The sequence below is a fragment of the Jeotgalibacillus sp. S-D1 genome (genome assembly GCF_004358665.1).
Lineage (GTDB): Bacteria > Bacillota > Bacilli > Bacillales > Jeotgalibacillaceae > Jeotgalibacillus.
In genome coordinates, this window is record NZ_SMZR01000002.1 from 415,598 (window position 1) to 436,661 (window position 21,064).

The following is a 21,064-nucleotide window of genomic DNA, read 5'->3' on the forward strand; positions in this document are numbered from 1 at the left end:
TCACTTCTACTATTTTCCTATAGTTTAAATTTAGGGTCTTCAGACAGGCAACCTTCTACTTTACAAAAAAGAAAAATAAGTAATTATACCTATTAACAAAAGAAAGCAGTTTGTTAAATCGCCCAAGATGTCTCACTTTTAAGCCAACCCAATTGCGCATCTTCATGCCCGTTCCATTAGCTATCTCATCGTATTACATAAAGTAGTATAAAACCTTTCGATTGGGGCACAATGGATAAAAAAAGTGCTAGGAGGAAGTCTATTGAGAAGGAACAGCTCCAACAACAACACCTCCCCTCCTAATCAAACAGACCAGAGTTTGGTCATCTCTAAAGATTTGGAACAAAATATCAATCAAATTAAACAATCTCTTGGAGAGCCTTTTGACTTCACAAGTAAAATATATTCATTTAAAAATACAGCTTTCGCTTTATGTTACATTGAGGGAATGATCAGTACGGAAGACATTGAGCGGAACGTGATTCCTCCACTTATGGACTGGTTCAAAGAGAATGGTTCTGCTAGAGACTGCGTAATTAAAGATTTCAAACAACATATCCAAACCCCCAAAAAATTAAAAATTACGACTGAATTTTCAGAAATGATTCAATTTCTTCTGAGAGGTCATGTCATTTTATTTGTACACAATGGAAGAGAAGCATATTTGATTTCGGATCAGCACTGGGAAACGAGGAGCATTGAAGAACCAAGTTCTCAAACGATGGTAAGAGGACCCAGGGAAGGATTTGTTGAGACTCTTTCGATCAATTCAACGTTGATACGAAGAAGGATTACCAACCCTAAATTAAGATTTAAAACGTTCATAGTAGGTGAAGTCACCCAAACGACTGTCATCGTGACTTATATTGAAGGATTGGTAAACGAAGAAGCGTTGAATATCGCCTGTCAGAGGATCACTGACTGTAAAACGCAAGAGGTATTCGAAACCGGAATGCTGGAGGAATTGATTGAAGATAAAGGATATTCGCCTTTTCCTACCCTGATTGATACGGAAAGGCCGGATGTTGTCTGTGCTGCACTTACTGAAGGTAAGTTAGCTATTATGATGGAAGGCACTCCTTTTGCTTTAATCGGACCCGCCACACTAATTTCGTATTTCCAGACTGCAGAGGATTATTACAATCGCTTTGATTTATCGACTTTCTTACGTCTCATTCGTTTCATAGCTTTTTGGATCGCCTTTGCGTTACCGGCGACTTTTGTTGCACTTACGACTTACCATCAGGAATTAATTCCAACAGATCTGTTAATCAGTTTAGCTGCACAGAGAGAGGGACTGCCATTTCCGGCACTCATGGAAGCCCTTGTGATGGAGGGTGTTTTTGAAATTCTTCGAGAAGCCGGGATACGTATGCCGAGGCCAATCGGACCTGCTGTATCGATTGTTGGCGCCATTGTAATCGGAGAAGCCGCTGTTTCAGCGGGCCTTGTATCTCCAGCTATCGTAATTGTCGTATCTCTTACGGCAATATCAAGCTTCGCCAACCCTTATTATTCCATTGCGGGCTCCAATCGTATGCTGCGTTTTATATTGATGCTGTTCGCAGCTTTTGCAGGTATTTTCGGGATGTTCATATTCACGATGGTAATCTGCATACATCTTGTTTCATTAAAATCACTGGGACAGCCTTACATGGCCCCATTCGCTCCTTTTTCTTTGAAAAAGCAGAAGGATACCATTTTACGGTTTCCATTATGGTGGAGCAAACGTAAAGAGAGAAGAAACGGGGAGGTTTTAAAATGAAATTATACTCCATTATCTTCTTAACAATTCTTATGCTCTTAGGGGGATGCAGCGGACAGAAAGAGCTGGACGAACTGCTGATCCTAACAGGGATGGGGGTAGATCTGGGAGAAAACGATACGGTCATTGTCACATTTCAAGCAGTAAACCCTAAAGCTCAAGCCGGCGGGGAAGCCGGGGGAGGCGGGGCCAGTCAAGCACAAAGCTATACCTTTGAAAGTGAAGGTGAAGATATAATTGAAGCCGTATTTAACGGCAGGGACTTATTGTCAAGAAAGCTGTTTTTTTCTCATATATCCTCACTCCTCATTAGTGAAGATTTTGCCAGAAAACGTGGAATTCATGAAGTTTCCGATTTTCTTGAGCGGCATTATGAAATCAGAGATAGTTACTTACTCTTCATTATTAAAGAGACGACTGCTGCTGCAGTATTGAATACATTTACACCTCTTGATCCCTCCTCCACTAAAAATATAGAGAATCTTACAAGAATAACTGGAGGAAACTTAAGCCTGAAAAATGGCACTACACTGGAAAATTTCATTAGATGGCGGTACGGCGATGACAGGGATCCGGTGGTAATGGGTGTCGAAAAAGTAAATAAACAGGAAAGCTCGACTAATACAGAAGCCTTAAATGAAATCGAAGGGAACAAAAATGCAATACAATTAACGGGATTAGCCTTATTTGATAGAGATTACTTAGTGAACTGGCTCTCCTTTAAAGATTCGGTTGCCTGGTCGATTATTAACAAGGAAACAAAAAATGTAAAATCCTATACGGTGAAATGCCCTGAAGATCAAGGAACTATTGGTTTCTTACTCAAAGAAATTGAGGTCAAAGCAGAACCAAAGATCGTTAATAATCATCTGAATTATTCCGTTCAGTTAGAGGGACACATTAATTTACAAGGACTCTCGTGCAAAATTAAATTGTCCACCGAGCAAGGAGTCAATGAATTGCAAACAATAATAAACGAGGATATCAAAAATTCCTTACAAACAGCCCTCACAAATGCCAAGGAATCCCAGCTGGATTACTATGGGATTAAGAACCAATTAGCCCGGAAGCAGCCCGATGAGTGGAAAAAAATGAAGGGCGACTGGAGCAGTTTATATGAAAACATGTCGATCGAAACCGACGTGAACATTTATCTGGAGTCTCCAGGTTCGAGGGTGGATAACAATGAAGGGCAATAAACGAAAGCCAAAAGAAAAGTTTATCATTACTGGTGTGTGGCTGTTTTCCCTCGTCTATATGTTCGGTTACCTTTATGATCAGCCGGTCTTCCCTGTAACTGAAGGACTAAAGGCTGTCTTTGAACCGATTTACTACGGCATATTTGGAGGTCCATGATGAATACTCAAATCACAAAACGTCAATTTTTTATGGTCGTTGTTAACTTCGTCATATTCAGCTCTATTCTCATGGCTCCTGCCCTGACCGTAGTTTCAGCCAAACAAGATGGATGGATATCGATTCTGCTTGCTTTAATCATAGGACTAATGTTGAACTTGCTCTACATTTTCCTTTTCAAAAAGTATAATTATCCTTCATTATTCGAATTAATGAACCGGGCAGCCGGAAAATGGATCGGTACTTTGATGAATTTATTGATTATCTTTTACGCTCTTCATCTTGCCGCCATGGTCCTAAGAAATTTAAGTAACTTTATGGTAGCTAGCGTCATTCCCTACTCACACCCCTGGACGTTTCAGATTCTAATAATTGGCATCATCATGTATTCAGCAGTTTTAGGCGTAAGAAATTTGTTTCTACTGAATGATTTACTCTTCCCAATCGTCATTTTTCTCACGCTTTTTTCCCTTATTTTGATGACCAAGGATTTCACCTTATTTGAACTGAAGCCTATCTTTCATTCAGAACCTTCAGCTATTTTTCAAGGTGCCTATGCCACACTCGGCTTTCCTTTTATTGAAGTATTACTGACAGGTTCATTTTTCCATTACGTGAAGAAAAAAGAAAAGCTCATCCATGTCTACTTATCTGGCATTGCTGCAGGAGGTCTTGTATTAGTCATCACGGTACTAATTATCATTGGAAATGAGGGGACCTATCTAGTGGCTAGAGAAACGTACCCAACGTATTCCGTCCTACGGGATATTGATTTCCTTATAGTTTTCGAAAGAGTTGAAATCCTGCTTGCCATCGCGTGGATGATAGGATTATTCTTTAAAATTTGTGCATGCTTCCTCGTAGTCATGATGGGGCTAAAGCATGTATCAGGATCAAAAACATACCGTCCCTATCTTATCCCTATTGGTGTTCTGATTTGGGCAATGAGCAACCATCTGCATAAGACGGTTATGGACTTCGGTAACTTCGTAACGACAAGCTGGACAATGTACTGGTTTACTCTTTACTGTTTAATTATCCTTGTTTTTCTAATCGGTTTAATGAGAAACAAGCAGAAGAGCTTTAAATTATAGTGCCTGCAGAACCTGCATAGATCTTCCTGCAGGCATTATGGAATATTAAGATAAGGACAAAAGCAAATCAAACTCCAGGACGATAACTAAGACAATGATAAATAGACTCCCTTCGCTAATCGTTAAAATAGATTGTTTGGGGTTCTGAGAATAGTTCCATTCAAAAAAGACGCTTACTGTGTAATCCAATACTATTAAGAAAATCCATGTAATAAGCATCAGGTTTACCGAATGATCTTCGATTATGACCAGGGTCATGATAACGATCGATACAATCATAGAAGTAAGCCTGACAGCCCAATCGATTTTTCTATGCAATTCGTTTATGTGGTTGTAAGAAAAAAAGAATTTCCTTTCTTTCTCTATTTTGAATAACTTCCTCAAAATGACCTTAATAATTGTATTTAAAACCAACACAATTAGGGAAAATAATGCTGCTTTTATCCATACCATACAGTACCTCCTATCTTCAATGCTGCTAGTTTTAAACTACCAGCTTGTTTCATCTCTATCACTCAACTTGAAGAAGAATGGAAAAAGAATGACAAGAAGTATAGCAATCGTTCCACTTAAATATCCTAAACCTATTAGCGGACCTTTATCTTTAAATGAAATATATTGTTTGGTTTTACAGCTTGGGCAGTTTTTACCCCTTCTAGAAAATCCGAGCAGCCAAACATCTTTTGTTTTCCATTTATAATTACAATTAGTGCAATGCGCCACAAAGATCCTCCTCTTAATTTGTTTTAAAAACCATTATTTGACCTGCCATTTTAGTCTAACATTAATTTCCTTTTCATTGACAAAGAAAAAAGCATCCCTCTTAAAGGAATGCGCCCTCCCTATACCCATAAAACTCAGTATCGAGATACATCTATTCATTAATATTTTTTTGACTTTTAAACCTTGGCTTACTAAAATATGCACCTAAAAGCATAAATAGCAAAGCTGTTAGTATTCCAGCTGCTTCTTGATTGAACAAAATAGAAACTGGAATAGATAAAGCTGCTAAAATAAAAAATAGTCTTAATAACATATGCATACCACTGCTTTCGCCCCCGTTAGATTAAATATAGGTAACCATAAATAACGATTCCTGAAATGCCCAACAAAATGAGTACAGTACTCTTAATAAAACCTGTCTTTCCATTTTTACAGCTTACGATACTTGTGGTAAACCAGCTAACAAACACCATAATCGCACACAATTCAAGAAAGTTATAGAACCGCTACATTCAAAATCCAAAACGTTTCGGAAAATTGCCATAAAAAATCAGCTTGTTGCAGCGCCCGTTAACAAATTTTTAGAAAGGCATTGAAGCATTGTCTTTAAACGTTCTCTTGTGATATAGGCTGTCTGCTTTTTTGCGTTAAATTTGACGATGTAAGTGGAGTTTGAATAATGCTCAATTTCTTTTATTTTGTGAAGATTGACGATGCAGGACTTGTGAGTACGGAAAAATATCTCTTTTGGCAATAAAGATTCGATTTGTTTTAAGGATTGATAGGTTCGGTAGGATTGGCCGTCTTCAGTCAGGATATAGCTTTGTCTTAGCTCCCTTTCAATGTAAGTTATGGTATTCAACTTGATAAAATAGACTTTTTTCTTTTGTTCAATGATTAATTTGTCCATTTCGATTGAAAGACCTTCATGCTTTTCACTTACCATCTGCTTCACTCCTTTTCAAAATATGGAAACTAGTCTATTCAATTAAAGAGTAGACTAGTTTTAATTTATTTGAAATAGGATTTTATACCTATTATGAATAGGTATATCATAAATTCGAATAATTAATCTTTTGTTTCTTTATTTTAAGAGATTTCGTTTACGTTTTATGAATAAAAATAAAGAAAATCTATTGTAAAAATTGTTTCATTATTCAATAAACAGAAGAAATAATTAGGCTTAACCCTATTACTGACTCTATTATTTTATTGTACGCGGCTTTATTTTAGGAGCCCCAGGCCGATTGAACAAATAATACAATCCGGCATTTACAGTACCGGCGAGCACGCTAATGATAAGTAAACCATAACCAAAATTCAGCATGTGTCCCTTTGGCTCAAGAAGATTGTATTGAAGAATTGTTTTGCCAAAGAAATGAAAATGCTGGGATGGTAAACGATTAGCATCACCGTAGACACCGTATCCTAACGATAGAATGACAGTAATCACCAATGTTAAAATCATCCCGGTTATAAAAGCGAAGATAAGCTTTTTCATGACTTAACCTCCTGACTTTGAGTTAATTTGTTCATCTGTACCGCTTCCTTCATTCGTTTCCCATCTTCCGCAAAAGGAAGGTAAGAGATAAGGTGCACCAATCCATTAGCAGCTATGAAAACAAGGATCAGGAACAGCCAAATCGGCATCGATGTGAAATATAAGACAATGGAAAGAGCAACACCACTGACAGAGGGAATAAGCGGACCGGCAAAGGACACGAGCAGTTCCCCCTTCATGTCAATTCTTGGCCGGACAAATTGAAAGGCTCCCCTTCGCGTTGCTAAAAAATATGGAAGTTTGTGCTTTGTTAGCTTTTCAAAAACGATGATATGAGCCCATTCATGGACAGTAAAAAACAGTAGGAAAAACAACGGCAGCGTCAAGCCCGCCAGAAAAGATGTGTAAGGAAGGATCAGTGCAATCAGCATGCCCGCCAGGCCTAATGACGCGATCATCGGACTGTACGTCTGAGCCATCACCTTTAAAAGGAAAATTAATAAAGAAACCGAATTCTTTTTATGCGGGGTAAATCGTTTCTTCACTTCCCACCTCACACCTTGGAGCGTTCTTGTAAAATAGAGAAAGGATACCATCCCTTGTTTAACGGCTTCACCAATTTGAAAAGGGGTTCTGATGTTTACCAGATAAAAGCCATTTAACTGTGCAATGAGCTGAAGAAAGTCTCCTTCTACCTCCTCCTCATCCCATCCATATTGAAAAGAAAGCTGTTGAGTGATCTGCCTGATCGTCCTCTCACCATTTACCTGTTCCAATAGGGCACAGCTCACTTGATTCAAAGGATGAGCTGCCCCAAGCTGCGTATCTACCAGAGCGAGAGACTGATTGTTCAACTCTACCCCTTCAGGAAAAAAAGGAATCGATTGAGGTGAGATCATACTAACACCTCCCTTTTTTGTCTGCTGATAAGGATCTTACTGCTAACGATAAGAAACAACACCAGTCCGATTACGTAATAAATCATGGAAAGCGAAAATGAATGATAAACGAATAATACAGTACCAGCTGCTATGTACAATAAAATCAATTGCTGAAGATTCGACCCTGCCTTCTCCAATTTCGCTGGAAATATGGAACCAATTAAATAGGCACATATATAAAGAGTGGCGCTGTAGATGCCAGTCAAACCAAATTGGCCATCACGTACCAGCAGAAGAGAAAATCCTGCATGAAGAAGCAAGGTGATGACTGTAAGCACCCCAACATAAAAAAGCAGATGCCCCCTGATTAAGACGCTCGCTTGAAACGGCAGAGACAGGCGGTATTCCGTCCAGCCTCGTTCCTTTGAAAAAGCCTGGTTTGGATAAATAGCCAGTAAAATCGGAACCATGTAAATGAATAGCTCATGCACCAATCCGTTGTACATCTCCCAGCCGCTGATTCGAATAGAGAGAGCCAGTAAAAAAAACAAGCTGATGGACAGCAGCGTATAAAAAGCAGTGTGCACATCTCTCCCGGACCGTTTCAGCGTGACCAGGAAAAGAGAAAAGGTCGGCTTTGCCAACACGCCAAGCGATGACCAGAAAGACCGATTTGGCAAACTGCTATCGTGAGGGGTCTTTATTCGATACAATACAAGCAAGCCACCTGTAAGTAAGAAGCCATATCCCAAGAAGCCGCTGAGTCCAAGAAAAAGGGAATAAGCCGCCCGCTCAGAACCTGCTAAAAGAAACTGATAAAGGCCCCCGGGTAAGTACTGATTAACACCAAGATTAAACTCGAAGGATACAAAACCAATTAATCCCCCCACAAGAACCAGGGTCAAAAAGGAGAGCATTTGAATGGTTTTCTTTGTAAAGGATGTCGCAGACGGTTCACTGATCCAATGACTGATGGCTACCGTCAGCTGTTGAATACAGAGTCCAAGCAGCACCGCTTGAGCAAGCAAAAATGTAAAAAATATAATTAGTAATGCCATCCAGCCTAAAGGAATTTCGACATGAGAAAAAAACAAATACACAATCGGTCCAATCAGAAAACTAATAAACAAAGTAAATAAAGAAAGAAGCGGTACAAGCAATCCAAGCCTCCAGCTGGAAGAATCGACAGGCAAATAGATGAGAACCCTGTCATACAGCTCATCCACCATCAGCCACTGCCAGAGAAGCACCACACTAACTGCAATCACAAAAAATGCAAACGTCGATACATTGCCAAAAAACTGGGCAAATAATTCAATGGAAAGCATCTGGTTGTCCAAACCAAGCTGCTGCTTGAAACTGGTATAGGTATGAAACGAACCAAAACTCATCAGCGCAAGCAGCAACAGCGGCAAAACAATCATTAGCGGCTGCTTTTTAACTGCGCTCCAATAGCGATTCTTCCACGTCCTCATTATCATTTTTCCAATCAGCCATGAGTTCATGTAAACGGGTCCTCTCCTTTCCAAGATCCGTCAGCTTCAAATACACCTCTTCAAGCGAGTCAGCACCAAACTCCTTTTTCAACAATTCAGGGGAATGGGAAGCATTCAGAAGCTGTCCATTTTTGATAAACAACACTCGATTACAAAGAGAATCGGCAAAATGAAGATGATGGGTAGTCAACAAAATACTGACACCCTTCTTGCTCAACTGCCTGAGTATTTCCTTCATTAATAGGATCATGTCCGGATCCAATCCATTGGTTGGTTCATCAAAAATAATCAGCTTCGGTTCATGAAGAAGCACCGAAATAAATTGCAGTTTCTTTTTCATTCCATGGGAATACGATTCAATTAGCTGATGCTGTGCAAACTCCAGGCCGAATAACTCAAGCCATCCCTTAATTCCCTCATTGGCTTTTTTCTTTGGAATTCTGCGAATGGATGCCACAAAATGCAAAAACTCAAGCCCCGTTAAATCCCCTACCAATTCATCTGTATCTGGTACAACGCCCATCTGCTCTTTTATCTGGAGTGCATGCTCTTCTATCGATTTGCCAAAAATGTGAACCTGCCCTTCCTCAAGAGCCATCATCGACAGCAGCAATCGAACGAGCGTCGTTTTTCCTGAACCATTGGGCCCTAAAAGTCCCACCACTTCTCCTTTTTCAACAGAGAAAGAAAGATTATTCAGGATGCACTGTCCATTTAAATGCTTGCTAACCTGCTGAACGTTGATTATCTTCATTTGACGTTTCCTCCTATTTAACTGAATAAAAAAGAAGAGTCCCGGTCTACGTGTCCTCTTCAATAAGAAAGAATGATCTTAACAGGCAATGCGAACTTACGGATAGACACAGCCAATTGAAACCTGGCCATTTCCTTGATCATATGAACCTGCAAAATTTGCTCCATTTGCAGTACACCAAGCAGCATATCCTCCAGCAGCAACAATGGCTGCTAACGCTACAATCGTCCAGGTAATCGCTTCATTTACAGTAGTCATTTCCTCTACATTCACAACAGGTTTCACATATTCCATCTCAACACTTCCTTCTGGGTTATTTGACCGGGCAACTAAATATTACAATATTCTGAAATATTTAGAAGAGGAATTGTCTTAATGGTAAGGCTGGTTGCTCTTTTGGTCGGTTTAGTGGGGTGAATGACAGGAAGATGTTACAGGCTGGTGTAATACGGATGTAATTTTCGTATATCACAAAAGGATTTGTTGTGTTGTGAAGTTGGAAGCTTTAGGCAGACATGCTATACCAATAAAATTCTTATTAATTAATCAGACAAAAAACGCTAATAAAAAGCCACCAATCATCATTCAAATATGGTGATTGGCGGCTAAATAGTAAAACATCAATAGCTGACTTATGCGGTTGAATTTCAATAGGCGTCTGATACTGGAAATTTCAGCTTTCAACGAGAATATCCTGTTTTGAACCATTACTAAAAAACGTCCGGTTGTTGAACGACTGAACATAACAGGTATATCTTCTTATTGAGTTTTTCAATTTATAAAATCTTTTTTATATCGAACAGCCAGATAGATGCCTGAAGCGAGGAATGCAATGGAATATTTAAATAGGAAGAAAATTTGCCACATATATTCTTTAGGGAAAATCATGTCGCACAAAATCACTGCACATAACATAATGAGCGTACTTTTTAACGATATTTGCAATGTCCTTTCGTCAGCCTTACCCAATTTTTTTTGAAATACATAGGTTAGAATCCCACCGATTAAAAGCAATACCAAACCACTGCCAAGTAGAACATTCCAATTTCCGGGAGATTGTTCTGCCCAGGACTTTAAGGGGCTAAAAAATGCAATAGAAACTTCTGAGCTGGAGTTAATTTTCATTTTGATCCCTTCCTCTCATATAAGTAAAAATATCGTTTACATCAGCATTAAAAAAATCGGCAATTCGAAAAGCTAACAACAGAGTCGGAACATAATTTCCTTTTTCCATTACAAAGATGGTCTGTTTGGAAACCCCGACTTGCTCTGCTAATTCCTGCTGAGACATTCTGGCAAGTACACGATATTCATAAACCTTATTTGATATTGAATCACCAAAATCTTTCTTCATGGCCATCACCTCTTACATTATATTATATGTATAATTTTATAAAAGTAAAGTAAACTTATACAAAAATATATAATAATTTTATTTATTATTGGTTTTCTTTTATTCAATAAGAACCAGAATACAAAAAAAGAACCTGACGAAATTTACGTCAGGTTCAGATATATTCATTCCAACTCTTCTTCAATCAGTTCGTTCAGCATCGACACATAATCTCCACCGTATCTGCCTCCACCGCCGTATTGCCGGGTTTTTTCAAGTATCACTGCTTCCCCTTCGCTGTTGTGAGCCTGCCAGCTGAGTGGATATTTCATTGAAAATGATAATGTCTCAGGTGGTGATTTCGGGTTGGTTGTGACAGCTTCTACAGTGTTTTTTAATTCCACTGGAAGCGGAGCGTAGCCATAACTCTCCTCTCCTTTACTAATCGTTTCACTTACCTGAATGTGTGGCATGTAAAATGTTTTTTCGTCCTCGGATCCCGGATAGGAAAGAGAATAGTCACGGCTGTATAGAAAATAAAGCTCCCAATTTTCTACATTGTCACCAGGATGAATGTTCCAAAAAACATAAGGTTCAGAATCTGCCTGTAATAAAAGCGGTCCTGCCCAGGTACTTTCACTGACATTCGTCCATTTTCCATCAAGCCACTTAAAAATGCTGGTGCTATATACGTTTTCATCTGCTATGTAAGGGACAAAATATGTTTTCTCATCGATTTGAATGATGTCCTGAATTTCTTTATCCAGGTTCTCCAAGGGTAAGCCCGCCAAAATCTCTTGCTCGGAAAGAAAATCATCCGGCACCACCATTCTTTGGCTAAAATACACGGAGATCCCAATGATACATGCGAGAATTAATACAAGAATTCCTTTTTGCTTCCGGCTCATTCCTCACTCACTCCTTCCTTCAGAAAAGAAGCTGATTCAGAACGATAATAATATTGATTTTCCTTCGTGTTCAGGAGCATCCCTTTTCCGTCAGCTTCTAAGTATACCGGAACACTGTCTCCTTCTTTCGATTCAATGCCAGTAATCAGATAAGGAAATTTTTCTTTAATCTGATTTCTTTCATTCGTCTCTAAATCCTGTTCCTGTTCCATCACTTCTTCATACCAGCCAATGACATCAGCATCTTCAAGTTCAAAACCTGATACATCCTCCTCGAACTGTTCCGCGTTAAATTCACTTTCTTTTGCAGAGGGATGAATAGTGATTAATTCTGCCCCCGATACATCATCCAGATAGGTTTCAATTTCCCCTTCAGGATAAAGTTGTGACGAAAGAAAAGCGGCAACAAGTGTGGTGACCATGAATAAATAATTGGCTGCAAATCCGCTCCAGGCATACCTGCTATAGACCTCCCATCGTCTGCTCCTATTAAGAACAGTATAAGCAACCGCTAAACCAATCGGTAAAATTGCAATTGAAATCATTTCACCAAATACAGGTAAATCTATTGACACGGAAAACAGCCCAACCAGGAAAATGACAACTATTTTTCTTTTTTTTGGCCGCTTCTCCGGATCATGCTTTTTGTACATATGGATGATCCAAAAACAAAGGATAGCCCATGCTGTCGCCGTGCAGACCATTTCAATTGTGTTCCACTCGAATTCAAACATAAAATTCAATTCTCACACTCCAATTTATGTATTAAAATACTGTAAAATATATGTTAATTACACAGTATAAAGAAACTCTCTTTTTTTATCAAACTAGTCTATATGAAATTCTTATTTTTTCCAAACAAAAAACTGACACCACAGCGATTGTAGTCTCAGCTTATTTACCTCATTAATCTGGCTCTTCCCAAAATAATTCATCCAGTGTTATAAACAGACAGTTGTTTTTTGCAAAGTTAAAACCCGCAGTTTGGTCAGGAAATTGCGGGTTTCTTACCTTTTCGTTCTAAAAGTATAGGTGCTATATTTAATAAAATAGAAACAATTGTCAAAAACCATAATGCATTTTCCATAGTGGGTACTACATCCAATAAAGCTGCCCAATCTTCAGCTTTTACCCACCCAGATACTAAACTGTATTCTGAACAAAGTGTTAATGCTGTAAATGATAATCCTAACGCCATAGCAAGTTTATAATCCTTTCCAGCCTTATACATATAAAGATTTATAAAAGTTGCTACAATTGCAATTACTCCAAATATTATCCACATAACGATACCTCCATATATTTTTAATTATGTTGTGTAATAATACTAATGTGCATCTCCCTTTTGTGATTTCTTAATGAACAAACTTGCCTCTTTAATTTAACATTAATTTCCTTTTTTTAAATAGGAAAAAGCACCCCTTATTGATGGAATGCTCATCGTTAGTTGTATAATCTTTAAAGAGGGACATTTTCAAAATGTTCAACTGTTGGGAATGGGTCATAGAAATGATGTAGTTGTTTTTTCCATTCTTGATACTCTTTGGATTGTCTAAATCCCACTGTATGGTCTTCTAATGTTTCCCACTTCACCAACAATAAATATTTTCCCTTAGCTTCCATACATCGTTGTAATTCGTGAGTTATGTAGCCTCTCATTGATGATATAATTTTTGAAGCCTCTCGAAATGCTTCCTCATATTCCTCTTCCATTCCTTGTCTAACTTGTAGCATAACAGCTTCTAAAATCATTTTTTCTCCTCCTGGTTAACCCTCATTTGCCTGAATATTTGTTTTTAGCGAAAGTTTTTGATCTAATTCATTCTTCTGACGGAGATGATGACGAAAATGCATTCCAACAAGAGCAAACCACTCCTGTGCATTTAGCCAGCCAAAACCCCCATGTTCAACTTTGAAGTTTGGGTTTGTACCTTCTGCTTTCACCTCTAATTCGCTCATTCTTTTCATCAGATGATCGAGCTCAAGCAAAAGGTTCTCTTTACTTTTTGTATTGTCCGGCGGGGTATTAAGTTCGTCCGGTAATGTGATTTTAATAGGCGGGAATCCACCAATGTTAAATAAATAATCTCCAAACTCCGTCTTTCCCTGCTTGTTATCTCCAACAGCTGACGCACAAGCTTCAACACTGTCCAGATACTCATGAGCGACAACAATTAAGTGGTCATACATTTGACCGATAGACCAGACCCCCTGCTCAGGTATATGGCTTAGCTGCTCAGGAGAATATTTTTGTAAAAAGCTTTTGTATGTTTCAATCAATTTAAGATCATTCATGTTCATTTCCCCCTTTCCTTTTTTCACGTTATCCTAAAAACCTGCACATTCAACTATTCAATAAAAAAAGCACTTCTCCTTCTTGAAGAAATGCTCCAGACTTTGACATAAAATAGACTCTATTATTTTAGGTTAAACAAACCCTTTCCAGTTTGCATATCTACTGGCAATGATGAATGCTCGTGTACTATTAGCCAGGATTCATTTGTATTTTTTAAGCCAAATGTAAAACGGTTTGTCATTTGACGATGTTTCTCTTCATGTTCGCCTTTGTAAGCAGCAAACGTAACAGCACAATGTACGAATGCAAGATTATTATTCTCCTCAATCGTTACATCATTAAACGCTACTTTTAATACATATCCGTCCTCACTCAAACCATCAAACCACTCAATTACATTGTCTCTCCATGAAGAAATACCCTTACACTCCCAGTTCCCCCAGCAGTCATAAATATGTACATCAGCAGCATAGGCAGAAAGGAATTTTTCAACATCTTTTTCATAAACGGCAGATTTGTAATTTTCAAGAACGTCCTGAACCATCCGAATACTACTCGCCATAAAGTCATCTCCTTGATGAAAAGTTAAGTTCGATTTTATGGTACCTTATTAGTCATTCTTAAAGGTATGGACAGGGCGAATCTCGATGCGCCACCCAAATTCTTCGCCTTTATTTACTTGTGTTGTCGGATGAATAGAGGCGAGCTTAATCGCTTCATCCATGTTCTCTGCTTCAAAAATGAATATGCTGCCAATCAACTCTTTCGTTTCTGTGAACGGACCATCTGTGACGATTACCTTACCGTCCACACGACGCAAGTTTTTGGTCTCTGACTCCAGACCTGCATCAAGCAGCACCTTACCGCTTTGATATAATTTCTCAGTGTGCGGCTGGCATTCATCCATCAAAGCCTCAATCTCTGCTGCTGGTCGTGCATGCATTTTTTCAGCGTTAAAATAGCCCATACATAGAAATATCATGATCATCTCTCCTAAATCATTTTTTTTCTATTCATACATCGATCACCAAACCAAAAAATCGAAAACTAAATTGAAATCCTTCACATGTTCAATTTATTTTAACATAAATATCCAAACATTCTGATAATAATCATATAAATGAACATGTAACAAAACGATTGATAAAAGAAGCCGCGAAAACCGTCCCAACGCTTCCCCATTGCAACCCAACATTATATACAATACAATTCATTATATATAACCTTATAAAATCTAATCGTCATAAAGGACTGTATGAGATGTCGAAAACCAAAAAAGTGAATACGCTTATTTCCCTCAAAGATGAAGTGAAAGAGAAACTGAGAGAGGATATTATTATGTCTAAGCTCAAGCCCGGCGACCGGATTGTGGAAACAGAAGTGGCCAAAAGGCTGGGGATCAGTCAGGTGCCAGTAAGAGAGGCACTTAGGGGCTTAGAGGAAGAAGGGCTCATTAAAACGATTAAGTACAGGGGTGCCTTTGTATCTGAAATTGATCCCGTTGAAATCTATCATATGTTTTCATTAAGAGCGAAGATTGAAACAGATGCCATTGAATTGATTCTCCCCCAGCTGACCAGAAGACATTTTGGTGAGTTATACGATATCGTGGACAAAATGAAATACGCGGAGAAGGATTATGCAGTCCAGTCGCAGCTGGATATGGAGTTTCATCGAACGATCATTGAGTGGTCCAATGTAGAAGTGTATTTACGAATTTGGGGAATGTTAACGAATCATATCCGCAGATACATCACGTTATTGAATCCCAAGGTTCAGATCCTTCCAGAGGAAGTCCACCAATACCATCAAGCCCTTGTGGAAACGCTGGAAGAAAAAGATGTAGAGAAAGCGAAAGTCGTTTTCAAGGAACATATTATGAAAATGGTTGAAAAATAGACGCAAAACAAAGACCTCTATCTAATTATAGGTAGGGGTCTTGTCGTGACTCATATTATTATATATAATAATTAACATTATATATAAAATAAAGGCTGAGTTTTCATTTAATGGAATGATAGACTAACAAAAAAATTCAATAAGGAGAGATACATATGGCTAAGAATTTATTTGATTTAACTGGAAAGGTAGCTGCTATTACGGGGGCTACCCGTGGGATTGGACGGTCAATGGCAATCGCTCTTGCAGAGGCCGGAGCAGATATTGCGATCCTTCAGCGGAATCCTGAGCAGACGGATGTGAAGGAACAAATTGAACAGCTCGGCAGAAAGTGCTCCATTATTCCATGCGATCTTGAAAAGGTAGAAGAAGTGAAATCGGCTATTCCCAATGTCATTTCGACATTCGGAACAATTGATATATTAGTAAATAATGCAGGGATTCAGCGCAGGTCGCCTTCCGTTGATTTCGCTGAATCCGATTGGGACGATGTTCTATCGATTAATCTAAAAGTGGTCTGGCTATTATGCCAGGAGGCAGGACGTCATATGGTTGCAAAAGGCGAAGGCAAAATCATAAACACCGCTTCCCTCCTTTCTTACCAGGGAGGATTGACCGTGCCGGCGTATGCAGCAGCAAAAGGCGGTGTGGCACAACTCACAAAAGCCCTCTCCAATGAATGGGCAAAAGAGGGTGTCAATGTAAACGCGATCGTCCCGGGCTATATTGCTACAGACATGAACACCGCCTTAATTGGCGACCCAATCAGAAGCAAGCAGATTCTTGACCGAATTCCAGCAGACAGATGGGGAGAACCCGATGATTTTAAAGGAACTGTCGTCTATTTAGCTTCGGAAGCTTCCAATTATGTACATGGTCATTTAGCAGCTGTGGATGGAGGATGGCTTGGGAGGTAGTTAAATTACTGAACCTATTAAGAAATCGCGGATTCCATTTTACTTATTATTTCTTATAATTTTTAACTCAAAAAATCCCGCTAGCAGTCAATTTACTGTTAGCGGGTTTATTAATTTCTATTGAGTGGATGGTTTCCTTCTACACCACAACCCCATCCCGCATCTCAACCACCCTATCCGCATACTGAAGCATTTCCTCATCATGCGTCACGAGTAAAACAGCAATGCCCATTTGTTTGGTGAGCGTCTGGATCTGTTTCATGATGTCATGTGATCGTTTTGAATCAAGGGCGGCGGTTGGTTCATCGGCAAATAAGATCTTTGGCTGATGAACCAGTGCGCGTGCAATCGCTACCCGCTGTTTTTCGCCTCCTGAAAGAGAGGCAGGATAGGCGTTTTTCCGATGGGTTAACCCAACCTGTTCAATCATTTGCGCAGTCGCCGCTTTTCTCTCTTTTTTTGAAAGCGCAGAGTGCGCCACATCAAGCATAAGGGAAAGCTGCTCTTCGACGGTTAAGAAAGGAACAAGATGCGCAGATTGAAACACAAAACCAAACGCCGAAGCGCGAATCTGCCGGATCTCTTCCTGGTTCATCAATGTCAGATCCTTCCCTTCAAAGAGCACGCTGCCGTCCGAAGAAGACTGCAGACCTGCTGCGATCGTCAGCAGCGTGCTTTTTCCCGAGCCCGATGTTCCAACGAGTGCTGTCACTTCACCCTCGTGAAGCGTGATATCGACTCCCTTTAACACCTCTTCCACCGTTTCCCCGCTGCGAAATGATTTTCTGATGTCCTTGATCTGCATACTTACACCTCTCCCTGCTGAATCGCCTGCAACGGCTCAACTTTTTTGATCTGGATGCCGGACAGCGTCGCCCCGACAAATCCAACCGCTAAAAAGACCACTGAAAGCAGAAGTGTCGTTTCCACCGGTAGACTAAATGGCAGATTGGCTGGTGCAATCATGGTAAATCCTTGGCTTAACAGAGCTGAAAGTGCCAATGAAACAAGTGCAATCGCCATCATCTGCATCCACATCATCCTAAACAGTGTGCTGGTTTTCACACCAATTCCTTTTAATATGCCGTACAGCTTTATCTTCTGCACATTCATCATATAAAAGAAAATCGCAAAGAGCAGACCGCTGATCACCACAAGAAACCATACAATCATATTCAATGACAGCTGCTCGGCGCTGTAGCTTGGAATTAAATCCAGAAAATTCGCTTTCGAAAATGACTGCAGTCCTGCTGCCTGAACGGTTTCCTCACCTGGAACAAACAATAGCTGCATCTCCTCAGCCCGGAACATTTTCTCGTAATCTTCAAGCGAGATAAACGCAACAGGTGAATGGCTATACGTGGTTTGTTTAACAAAACCGGCTGCAGTAAAATTCATATCCGACTGCTCATGAAGCAGCTCTTCACCCACTGATTGATCTTCAGCAAGTGATTCATCTAAAAAGACTTCTCCCTGCGCCGGTTCTTCAAAATAAGAAGCACCGGTTGATGCAACAAAGGCAACACTCTGCTGCTTCTCTTCATTATCTTTCAGAAAGCCCATTTGAATGGAGAGGCCTACCGCCTCTGGATAATCACTCAAAACCTTCTCCTGGATTTGGGGATCAATTCTTGAATAAGTAACGGTTTCTTCTGCATCCTCACTCATTAAAAACGTTCCGTCCGGCAGATCCTTTATAAGCGATGCATTATCCTGTGATAATCCATTTGCCAGTCCTGAGATCATAAATGTAAGAAAGCTTACAAGAAAAATAATTGATCCTAAAATCACAAACTTTGTTTTGTTTCTCGTCATTTCTTTCCATGCCAGCTTCATCTTAATTCCTCCGTCCTGCTTGATACTTACAGCATAAGCACCCTACATGAACGGAAGATGAACGGCAGGTAACAATTTAATCGATGGACTGAAGCCTCACTTCTACAAGTGTTCCTTCATTAGGTGTACTCTCGATTCTAATTTCTCCCTGATGAAGATCAATAATTTCTTTTACGATCGAAAGACCAAGCCCCGACCCTTTTTGAGCGCGCGCTTCATCTGCCCGGTAAAAACGGTCAAACGCCCGCTCAATTTCCGTTTCAGACATCCCGACTCCATTATCTTTAACGCGTACCGCCACATCAGCACCCTCAACCCAGACCTTTACCGAAATCATGCCGCCTGGGTCACTGTATTTCGCCGCATTGGTTAAAAGGTTTTCCCAAACCGTCTGCAATAAAATCGCGTTTCCTTTAACGACTGCGTCCTCTGCTTTTATCGTGACCGCGTGCTCCTTTTCCTCAAAAACATAACGGAGACGTTCGACCGATTCCTGCACTTGTTTGCCCACTGTCACCCTTTCAAAGGTCTCCAGCTCTTCCTGGTCAAACGATGCCAGCGTCAGAAGCTGGTTGGTTAAAAGAGAGATCCGGTTGACCTCCTCCCCAATGACCTCCTGAATCTCCTTTTGTTTATGTATCGGAGATTTTTCAAGCAGGGCAAGGCTGCTCTGAATGGTATGAAGCGGAGACTGAATATCATGCGATACATGATGCACAAACTCTTTTCGCTTACTGATGGACCGCTCCATTTGAGCGCGCATGGCAACAAAACGGTCTGCAAGTCTTCCGATCTCATCCTTCCGTCTGATCAGAACCGGCCGGTCAAACGACTCCCCTGTCATTTCCTCAGCCGCGACTGTCAGCGTGGAAATAGGTGTAATTAAAAAGCGCGCAACGATCGTCATCCCGATAAAACTCAGGATCACAATTCCTGCAGCTAATCCGCCAAACAACCAGTGCAGCTCCTGAAACAGCAGCCCAATATTCGGCCGCAGGAATAAGGCGTACGTTTCCCCGTCAATCTCAACCGGAACGCCAACCGTATTGCGAAGCTCATTGGCGAAAAAGCCTGTGACAAACGCTTCTCTTGGAAAATCACGTATTCCGTTATATTCCTCACCACTTAACACCTGTGAAATGACCTCTTCATCCAGTGACTCATTCCGGTAGCTCCCCCCATAACGCAGCACCTCGGTTCCGCTGGTTACATATAGCTGATAGCCTGATTCACCCAATAGTTCAAGTGAAGCATCCGCCCGCTCGGCAGGTCCCTCTTCTACAAAGGACGCAAATGACTGGGCAATCGCTAAATTTTTGTCGTTATTGTCCTGTTTCAAATTCAAATCATAATAAATATTCATGGCAAAAAAGCCAATCAGACTGCTGACAAGCATCGTCATAAACGTGAACCAGATAAACTTCACATATAAACTCATCGTGCCACCTCAATCTTGTATCCGACACCCCGCACCGTCACAATCTTCACATCAGGCGCAAACTCCATCAGCCGACCCCGGAGCCTCTTAATATGTACATTCACGGTCTGTTCATCTCCAGTAAAATCAAGTCCCCAGATCCGCTCGATGATCTGATCCCGCGACAATACCTGTTGTGGATTGGCAGCAAACAGCGACAGCAGTTCAAACTCTTTTAACGGAATGAGCATCGTCCCGTTTTCAGATCGAATCTCATAACTCCTGCGATCAATGTGAAGCGTCCCAAGTGACAGCGGCTCCTCCATCGACCGGTCATACCGCCTCAGCACCGCCTTCACCCGAAAAAGCAATTCCTTTGCTTCAAACGGCTTCACCAGATAATCATCGGACCCGGCAGAAAACCCGCGTTCCTTATCTTCAATATGATGACGGGCGGTCAGCAAAATTACAGACACCCCATGCTCCTCACGCAGGATGCGGGTAAGCGAAAAACCGTCCATCCCCGGCATCATCACATCCACTACCGCAAGATCAACCGTTTCAGTCGCCAAAAGCGCAAGCGCCTCATCCCCATTATGCGCCTTCACCACTTCATACCCCGCCTGCCGCAGCTCCCCCGCCACAAAATCCACCATCCGCCTATCATCATCCACTGCCAAAATCCGAATCATGTTGTTCACCTCTTTAATATCAGTATAGGCAATTTGAGGAGTGGAAGTCCAAGTTTGAAGGTAGTAAAAAGCATGACATCTTTGGAGTGAGATGTCGTGTATCGCGTAATACATCTCCTCCCGAATTTATCACACCCCCTTTATTCTAATTTGATATGATAAAACAAAAAAACACAGAGGTGCGTATGGAGGCTTT

General features: G+C 40.4%; 28 protein-coding genes. 6 read left to right on the forward strand and 22 right to left on the reverse strand.

The features are described 5' to 3' along the window. Nucleotides 1-262 precede the first annotated feature (262 nt). From E2R51_RS09020 to E2R51_RS09030, 4 genes are read left to right on the forward strand one after another with little or no spacing between them, the layout of a single operon-like run. Nucleotides 263-1,765, forward strand: coding sequence for a spore germination protein (locus E2R51_RS09020; RefSeq protein ID WP_165967181.1), 1,503 nt, complete (start codon nucleotides 263-265; stop codon nucleotides 1,763-1,765). Further along, nucleotides 1,762-2,964 carry a Ger(x)C family spore germination protein gene (locus tag E2R51_RS09025; RefSeq protein ID WP_133376721.1) on the forward strand — a complete coding sequence of 401 codons (1,203 nt, stop codon included), beginning with the start codon at nucleotides 1,762-1,764 and terminating at the stop codon, nucleotides 2,962-2,964. Before E2R51_RS09020 ends, E2R51_RS09025 begins: the two co-directional genes overlap by 4 nt. Continuing rightward, complete coding sequence (locus tag E2R51_RS19785) at nucleotides 2,951-3,121, forward strand: hypothetical protein (protein ID WP_165967182.1); 171 nt, start codon at nucleotides 2,951-2,953, stop codon at nucleotides 3,119-3,121. Before E2R51_RS09025 ends, E2R51_RS19785 begins: the two co-directional genes overlap by 14 nt. Further along, a complete protein-coding gene (locus tag E2R51_RS09030) occupies nucleotides 3,121-4,215 on the forward strand; it encodes a GerAB/ArcD/ProY family transporter (protein WP_165967183.1) in 1,095 nt (364 codons plus the stop codon). Before E2R51_RS19785 ends, E2R51_RS09030 begins: the two co-directional genes overlap by 1 nt. A gap of 45 nt (nucleotides 4,216-4,260) precedes the next feature. Here E2R51_RS09030 and E2R51_RS09035 read toward each other — a convergent pair whose 3' ends face one another. From E2R51_RS09035 to E2R51_RS09115, 18 genes are all read right to left on the reverse strand, one after another. Further along, nucleotides 4,261-4,668: a DUF4181 domain-containing protein gene (locus E2R51_RS09035; protein ID WP_133376723.1), complete on the reverse strand. Its 408-nt coding sequence runs from the start codon at nucleotides 4,666-4,668 to the stop codon at nucleotides 4,261-4,263. Between the two features lie 36 nt (nucleotides 4,669-4,704). Next, nucleotides 4,705-4,938, reverse strand: a complete 234-nt coding sequence (locus tag E2R51_RS09040) for a hypothetical protein (RefSeq protein WP_133376724.1) — start codon at nucleotides 4,936-4,938, stop codon at nucleotides 4,705-4,707. Nucleotides 4,939-5,089: 151 nt separating this feature from the next. Next, complete coding sequence (locus E2R51_RS19790) at nucleotides 5,090-5,251, reverse strand: hypothetical protein (protein WP_165967184.1); 162 nt, start codon at nucleotides 5,249-5,251, stop codon at nucleotides 5,090-5,092. 237 nt (nucleotides 5,252-5,488) lie between these two features. Next, the gene (locus E2R51_RS09045; protein WP_133376725.1) at nucleotides 5,489-5,884 is read right to left on the reverse strand and encodes a LytR/AlgR family response regulator transcription factor; all 396 of its coding nucleotides are present in this window, start codon (nucleotides 5,882-5,884) and stop codon (nucleotides 5,489-5,491) included. Between the two features lie 258 nt (nucleotides 5,885-6,142). After that, nucleotides 6,143-6,439 (reverse strand): hypothetical protein, encoded by a 297-nt coding sequence (locus E2R51_RS09050; RefSeq protein ID WP_133376726.1) that lies wholly within the window; start codon nucleotides 6,437-6,439, stop codon nucleotides 6,143-6,145. Continuing rightward, nucleotides 6,436-7,338: a PqqD family protein gene (locus E2R51_RS09055; RefSeq protein WP_133376727.1), complete on the reverse strand. Its 903-nt coding sequence runs from the start codon at nucleotides 7,336-7,338 to the stop codon at nucleotides 6,436-6,438. The genes E2R51_RS09050 and E2R51_RS09055 overlap by 4 nt, the downstream gene beginning before the upstream one ends. Further along, nucleotides 7,335-8,795, reverse strand: a complete 1,461-nt coding sequence (locus E2R51_RS09060) for a hypothetical protein (RefSeq protein ID WP_133376728.1) — start codon at nucleotides 8,793-8,795, stop codon at nucleotides 7,335-7,337. Before E2R51_RS09060 ends, E2R51_RS09055 begins: the two co-directional genes overlap by 4 nt. Further along, entirely contained in the window at nucleotides 8,758-9,570 is an 813-nt protein-coding gene (locus tag E2R51_RS09065; RefSeq protein WP_133376729.1) for an ABC transporter ATP-binding protein, read from the reverse strand. Before E2R51_RS09065 ends, E2R51_RS09060 begins: the two co-directional genes overlap by 38 nt. Before the next feature lie 96 nt (nucleotides 9,571-9,666). Next, on the reverse strand, nucleotides 9,667-9,864 hold the full coding sequence (locus E2R51_RS09070; RefSeq protein WP_133376730.1) for a hypothetical protein: 198 nt from the start codon (nucleotides 9,862-9,864) through the stop codon (nucleotides 9,667-9,669). 477 nt (nucleotides 9,865-10,341) lie between these two features. Beyond that, nucleotides 10,342-10,695: a DUF2178 domain-containing protein gene (locus E2R51_RS09075; protein ID WP_133376731.1), complete on the reverse strand. Its 354-nt coding sequence runs from the start codon at nucleotides 10,693-10,695 to the stop codon at nucleotides 10,342-10,344. After that, nucleotides 10,685-10,924 carry a helix-turn-helix transcriptional regulator gene (locus tag E2R51_RS09080; RefSeq protein ID WP_133376732.1) on the reverse strand — a complete coding sequence of 80 codons (240 nt, stop codon included), beginning with the start codon at nucleotides 10,922-10,924 and terminating at the stop codon, nucleotides 10,685-10,687. Before E2R51_RS09080 ends, E2R51_RS09075 begins: the two co-directional genes overlap by 11 nt. A 164-nt stretch (nucleotides 10,925-11,088) precedes the next feature. Beyond that, entirely contained in the window at nucleotides 11,089-11,811 is a 723-nt protein-coding gene (locus E2R51_RS09085; RefSeq protein ID WP_133376733.1) for a hypothetical protein, read from the reverse strand. Continuing rightward, entirely contained in the window at nucleotides 11,808-12,554 is a 747-nt protein-coding gene (locus E2R51_RS09090) for a hypothetical protein (protein WP_133376734.1), read from the reverse strand. Before E2R51_RS09090 ends, E2R51_RS09085 begins: the two co-directional genes overlap by 4 nt. Nucleotides 12,555-12,799: 245 nt before the next feature. After that, nucleotides 12,800-13,096 (reverse strand): hypothetical protein, encoded by a 297-nt coding sequence (locus E2R51_RS09095; protein WP_133376735.1) that lies wholly within the window; start codon nucleotides 13,094-13,096, stop codon nucleotides 12,800-12,802. A 173-nt stretch (nucleotides 13,097-13,269) separates the two neighbouring features. Continuing rightward, nucleotides 13,270-13,563 carry an antibiotic biosynthesis monooxygenase family protein gene (locus E2R51_RS09100; protein ID WP_133376736.1) on the reverse strand — a complete coding sequence of 98 codons (294 nt, stop codon included), beginning with the start codon at nucleotides 13,561-13,563 and terminating at the stop codon, nucleotides 13,270-13,272. 15 nt (nucleotides 13,564-13,578) lie between these two features. Next, nucleotides 13,579-14,106: a DinB family protein gene (locus E2R51_RS09105; RefSeq protein WP_133376737.1), complete on the reverse strand. Its 528-nt coding sequence runs from the start codon at nucleotides 14,104-14,106 to the stop codon at nucleotides 13,579-13,581. A gap of 122 nt (nucleotides 14,107-14,228) precedes the next feature. Continuing rightward, nucleotides 14,229-14,669 (reverse strand): YybH family protein, encoded by a 441-nt coding sequence (locus tag E2R51_RS09110; protein WP_133376738.1) that lies wholly within the window; start codon nucleotides 14,667-14,669, stop codon nucleotides 14,229-14,231. Between the two features lie 48 nt (nucleotides 14,670-14,717). Further along, a complete protein-coding gene (locus E2R51_RS09115) occupies nucleotides 14,718-15,089 on the reverse strand; it encodes a YciI family protein (RefSeq protein ID WP_133376739.1) in 372 nt (123 codons plus the stop codon). Nucleotides 15,090-15,367: 278 nt separating this feature from the next. Here E2R51_RS09115 and E2R51_RS09120 point away from each other — a divergent pair, with 278 nt between their 5' ends. Together E2R51_RS09120 and E2R51_RS09125 are read left to right on the forward strand one after the other, a co-directional pair. Next, nucleotides 15,368-16,006 carry a GntR family transcriptional regulator gene (locus E2R51_RS09120; protein ID WP_133376740.1) on the forward strand — a complete coding sequence of 213 codons (639 nt, stop codon included), beginning with the start codon at nucleotides 15,368-15,370 and terminating at the stop codon, nucleotides 16,004-16,006. Nucleotides 16,007-16,161: 155 nt separating this feature from the next. Next, nucleotides 16,162-16,923, forward strand: a complete 762-nt coding sequence (locus tag E2R51_RS09125) for an SDR family oxidoreductase (RefSeq protein ID WP_133376741.1) — start codon at nucleotides 16,162-16,164, stop codon at nucleotides 16,921-16,923. Nucleotides 16,924-17,062: 139 nt separating this feature from the next. On the opposite strand, the gene E2R51_RS09130 is transcribed toward E2R51_RS09125, so the two are convergent. The 4 genes from E2R51_RS09130 to E2R51_RS09145 form a co-directional block, all read right to left on the reverse strand. After that, on the reverse strand, nucleotides 17,063-17,728 hold the full coding sequence (locus E2R51_RS09130; RefSeq protein ID WP_133376742.1) for an ABC transporter ATP-binding protein: 666 nt from the start codon (nucleotides 17,726-17,728) through the stop codon (nucleotides 17,063-17,065). A 2-nt stretch (nucleotides 17,729-17,730) separates the two neighbouring features. Continuing rightward, nucleotides 17,731-18,759, reverse strand: coding sequence for an FtsX-like permease family protein (locus E2R51_RS09135; RefSeq protein ID WP_133376743.1), 1,029 nt, complete (start codon nucleotides 18,757-18,759; stop codon nucleotides 17,731-17,733). 76 nt (nucleotides 18,760-18,835) lie between these two features. Beyond that, complete coding sequence (locus E2R51_RS09140; protein WP_133376744.1) at nucleotides 18,836-20,197, reverse strand: sensor histidine kinase; 1,362 nt, start codon at nucleotides 20,195-20,197, stop codon at nucleotides 18,836-18,838. Beyond that, on the reverse strand, nucleotides 20,194-20,868 hold the full coding sequence (locus E2R51_RS09145; RefSeq protein ID WP_133376745.1) for a response regulator transcription factor: 675 nt from the start codon (nucleotides 20,866-20,868) through the stop codon (nucleotides 20,194-20,196). Before E2R51_RS09145 ends, E2R51_RS09140 begins: the two co-directional genes overlap by 4 nt. Nucleotides 20,869-21,064: the final 196 nt, after the last annotated feature.

Coding starts and splice junctions, on each gene's coding strand:
- E2R51_RS09105 (WP_133376737.1), bottom strand. CDS start 14,106: ATGAATGATCTTAAATTGATTGAAACATACAAAAGCTTTTTACAAAAA.
- E2R51_RS09115 (WP_133376739.1), bottom strand. CDS start 15,089: ATGATATTTCTATGTATGGGCTATTTTAACGCTGAAAAAATGCATGCA.
- E2R51_RS09080 (WP_133376732.1), bottom strand. CDS start 10,924: ATGAAGAAAGATTTTGGTGATTCAATATCAAATAAGGTTTATGAATAT.
- E2R51_RS09030 (WP_165967183.1), top strand. CDS start 3,121: ATGAATACTCAAATCACAAAACGTCAATTTTTTATGGTCGTTGTTAAC.
- E2R51_RS09110 (WP_133376738.1), bottom strand. CDS start 14,669: ATGGCGAGTAGTATTCGGATGGTTCAGGACGTTCTTGAAAATTACAAA.
- E2R51_RS19785 (WP_165967182.1), top strand. CDS start 2,951: ATGAAGGGCAATAAACGAAAGCCAAAAGAAAAGTTTATCATTACTGGT.
- E2R51_RS09035 (WP_133376723.1), bottom strand. CDS start 4,668: ATGGTATGGATAAAAGCAGCATTATTTTCCCTAATTGTGTTGGTTTTA.
- E2R51_RS09045 (WP_133376725.1), bottom strand. CDS start 5,884: ATGGTAAGTGAAAAGCATGAAGGTCTTTCAATCGAAATGGACAAATTA.
- E2R51_RS09060 (WP_133376728.1), bottom strand. CDS start 8,795: ATGAGGACGTGGAAGAATCGCTATTGGAGCGCAGTTAAAAAGCAGCCG.
- E2R51_RS19790 (WP_165967184.1), bottom strand. CDS start 5,251: ATGTTATTAAGACTATTTTTTATTTTAGCAGCTTTATCTATTCCAGTT.
- E2R51_RS09050 (WP_133376726.1), bottom strand. CDS start 6,439: ATGAAAAAGCTTATCTTCGCTTTTATAACCGGGATGATTTTAACATTG.
- E2R51_RS09065 (WP_133376729.1), bottom strand. CDS start 9,570: ATGAAGATAATCAACGTTCAGCAGGTTAGCAAGCATTTAAATGGACAG.
- E2R51_RS09025 (WP_133376721.1), top strand. CDS start 1,762: ATGAAATTATACTCCATTATCTTCTTAACAATTCTTATGCTCTTAGGG.
- E2R51_RS09075 (WP_133376731.1), bottom strand. CDS start 10,695: ATGAAAATTAACTCCAGCTCAGAAGTTTCTATTGCATTTTTTAGCCCC.
- E2R51_RS09100 (WP_133376736.1), bottom strand. CDS start 13,563: ATGATTTTAGAAGCTGTTATGCTACAAGTTAGACAAGGAATGGAAGAG.
- E2R51_RS09095 (WP_133376735.1), bottom strand. CDS start 13,096: ATGTGGATAATATTTGGAGTAATTGCAATTGTAGCAACTTTTATAAAT.
- E2R51_RS09055 (WP_133376727.1), bottom strand. CDS start 7,338: ATGATCTCACCTCAATCGATTCCTTTTTTTCCTGAAGGGGTAGAGTTG.
- E2R51_RS09070 (WP_133376730.1), bottom strand. CDS start 9,864: ATGGAATATGTGAAACCTGTTGTGAATGTAGAGGAAATGACTACTGTA.
- E2R51_RS09145 (WP_133376745.1), bottom strand. CDS start 20,868: ATGATTCGGATTTTGGCAGTGGATGATGATAGGCGGATGGTGGATTTT.
- E2R51_RS09125 (WP_133376741.1), top strand. CDS start 16,162: ATGGCTAAGAATTTATTTGATTTAACTGGAAAGGTAGCTGCTATTACG.
- E2R51_RS09140 (WP_133376744.1), bottom strand. CDS start 20,197: ATGAGTTTATATGTGAAGTTTATCTGGTTCACGTTTATGACGATGCTT.
- E2R51_RS09085 (WP_133376733.1), bottom strand. CDS start 11,811: ATGAGCCGGAAGCAAAAAGGAATTCTTGTATTAATTCTCGCATGTATC.
- E2R51_RS09135 (WP_133376743.1), bottom strand. CDS start 18,759: ATGAAGCTGGCATGGAAAGAAATGACGAGAAACAAAACAAAGTTTGTG.
- E2R51_RS09130 (WP_133376742.1), bottom strand. CDS start 17,728: ATGCAGATCAAGGACATCAGAAAATCATTTCGCAGCGGGGAAACGGTG.
- E2R51_RS09120 (WP_133376740.1), top strand. CDS start 15,368: ATGTCGAAAACCAAAAAAGTGAATACGCTTATTTCCCTCAAAGATGAA.